Annotated in this window: 3 protein-coding genes; all 3 read left to right on the top strand. The window is 41.1% G+C overall.

The window, feature by feature from the left end; translation table 11 throughout:
- On the top strand, window positions 1-803 hold an 803-nt coding region (locus tag RHS_RS32280), incomplete at its 5' end, for a helix-turn-helix domain-containing protein (RefSeq protein ID WP_395023640.1).
- A 33-nt stretch (window positions 804-836) separates the two neighbouring features.
- Window positions 837-1,940 carry a sensor histidine kinase gene (locus RHS_RS28685; RefSeq protein WP_395014276.1) on the top strand — a complete coding sequence of 368 codons (1,104 nt, stop codon included), beginning with the start codon at window positions 837-839 and terminating at the stop codon, window positions 1,938-1,940.
- Window positions 1,933-2,776 (top strand): ATP-binding cassette domain-containing protein (locus RHS_RS28680; RefSeq protein ID WP_047835132.1); only part of this gene is annotated, 844 nt, incomplete at its 3' end. The genes RHS_RS28685 and RHS_RS28680, both read left to right, overlap by 8 nt.

The following is a 2,776-nucleotide window of genomic DNA, read 5'->3' as shown; positions in this document are numbered from 1 at the left end:
GGATGGGAAGAGAGGTAACGGGGCTTTCTGGTTTTTCGGAGAGCTATGGCTCTGCTGAAAAATGCCTGTATACCAGAACCGCACTTGAAATTGGAGCTATTATACAGGATTCTATGGTTAAAGAAGATCCCGGAATAATTGATATTATATTTTCAGATGAAGCCAGGGTAAGACTTGCAGAGTCATTTAAAAGCTTTCAGGTTGACAAGATTAAATTACAGGTTCTGGGGGCATTTTCGGCGGGGGATGAATACCGTTACCGTGATACATGCATTTATCATGAGATACTGCAGTTTATTCACCGGAAGTTTTATGAATATCTCAGGCAGATTGACATTTATAAAGGCAGTTATGAAGATTTGGAAGTACAGCTGATGGAAAAGCTGCTCTGGTGTTATACGCCCAGGCAGACAGCAGCCGCGCTGATGGATCAGATCAGTATTTTTATTGAAGAATATACACAGAACAGCAAAGGTGGTGAGAACCCTTCCATACGAATTGCGAAAAAGTATATTGCCGAAAATTATGCCAGGAATATCTCAATGGCATCTGTAGCAGAGGTGGTCAATCTGAGCGGTGTATATTTCAGCGTACTTTTTAAGAAAGAGGTTGGGACAAACTTTGTTGATTATCTGAATCAATACCGGATTGATATGGCGAAGAAGCTGTTAAAAGATGTGAGGTATAATGTAAACGAGGTGGCAGGACTTGTGGGATTTTCCGATGCCAGATATTTTTCCAAGATGTTTAAAAAAAACGTAGGGGTTAAGCCAACGGAATATCGAAGCAGAAATGTAACGTAAATGATTTGTTAAAATTGAATTACGGAGGTACCCATGAAAAATATCAAGAAAAGATTCATGCCGGATAAATTAAACAGCAGCGGAGTGATGCTGGCTGCAGCGGTAAATCTTCTGCTGCCAAGCTTCTTATGCCTGATTGGAAAAGAAATAGCAGATTTTCAGATCATAAACAATTATATAGAGGAAACATCCATTGGATACTATCAGAAAATCGTCTTCTTGTGCCTGGGACTCAGCATTGTAATCCTGGGTGTAATAGATTATATTTTTCTGATCAAGCCGGTTTTTCATCTGGAAAGCACAGTAGAAGAGTATAAAACCCTCACCAGGATGGAGGACAGTGCGGTATATGAGAAGTATCTTGCAGACTCTTCCATAGAACGGATGTTTCTGGAAATGCTGGAGGAACAGAAGTTTATCCAACAGCAAAACCAGATTGCTGAAAATCAACGGCAGGAGACGGAGCTGCTGGCACTGCAGACTCAGATTAATCCCCACTTTTTGTATAATACCCTGGACTCCATCAGGGGGCTCGCCCTGATTCATGATGTGGAGGAAATAGCGGCGATGACAGAGGCTCTATCCAGACTATTCCGCAATATGATTGCCAAAGATGGGAAACTGTTAACCTTGCGGGAAGAGCTTGAAAACGTGGAGAATTATATGCTGATACAGGAATTTCGCTTCCAGGGGAGATTTGCCTACATCTGTGAGGTGGAAAAAAGCCTGCTGGACCGCTATCAGATTCCCAATCTGATATTGCAGCCGATTGTGGAGAATGCTATTATGCACGGATTAGAAAATAAGAACGGGAGAGGGCACCTGGTGATCAGTGGATATGTAACAGAGAAGCGGCTTGTTCTGAATGTTACGGATGACGGTGTGGGAATAGAAGAGGAGGCACTGGAATACCTGAAGAAGCGATTAAAGAGCAAAGAGCGGTCATCGCCCAGGGAAGCGGCAAAGTTTCATACCGGAATTGCACTTATTAATATCAGCCAGCGGATTAAGCTGCGTTTTGGTGAGATCTATGGAATTGCAATAGAGAGCACACCCGGTGTAGGGACGACTACGGAGCTTATATTGCCCTGCATTGAAGTGGAGGACAGGCAGGTAAAGGGAAGTATCTATGAATAAAGAAATTCTGAGAATGGAAGAAATAGAAAGTTATCTGGGAGGGAAAAAAATTTTAAGCGGTGCCAGGCTAAACTTGTTCCAGAATGAGATTATTGGAATTATCGGAGTAAATTATTCTGGAAAATCTACCCTGATTGGGGGGATAGCAGGATTTTATCCCTATGCGGCAGGAAGATCATATCTGAATGAGGAAAGTATTCGTATCACTTCTATTGAACAGGCGAGAAAAGCGGGTATATTTTATATACAGAAGCAATCTTCATTAATTGAGGACTTTACAATATTAGAAAATCTTTTTCTGACGGTAAAAGAGAAAACCGTTCTAATAAACAAAAAGGAAGTGAGAAACCAATGCCTTGAGATTATGGAATTATTGGAAATTCAGGCGGATATTACGGACAAGGTGGGGACGCTGTCTTTTAAAAACAGGATCTTGGTGGAAATTGCAAAGGCAATTGTCTATGATGTAAGGATATTGGTTATGGACGATGTATTAAACGGAATGTCACAGGAAGCGCTCAAGTGGTTTTCAAAACTTTTTTACATACTGCGTTCGCTCCGCATCAGTATTATTTTGGTTGAGACAACTTTACGCTGTCTGAAACCATATTGCGACCGGTTATTTATTATGCGGGATGGGAAGACGGCAGCGGTTTTGGATAAAAAGCATCTAAAAGAAGATGAGATCATTTCTTACATGATCGGTTATCCGCTGAACGAAAGAGAAGAAGGGATTCGTGCAGTTCCAAAAGAGCTTCCCAGATTAGAAAATCTTCTGGAATTTTCAGATGTATATTTTGAAAATATTCTCCATGGTCTGGATTTTAAAGTTACGA

Source organism: Robinsoniella sp. RHS (assembly GCF_001029355.1).
GTDB lineage: Bacteria > Bacillota > Clostridia > Lachnospirales > Lachnospiraceae > Robinsoniella > Robinsoniella peoriensis.
This window is presented reverse-complemented; position numbering and strand designations above follow the sequence as displayed.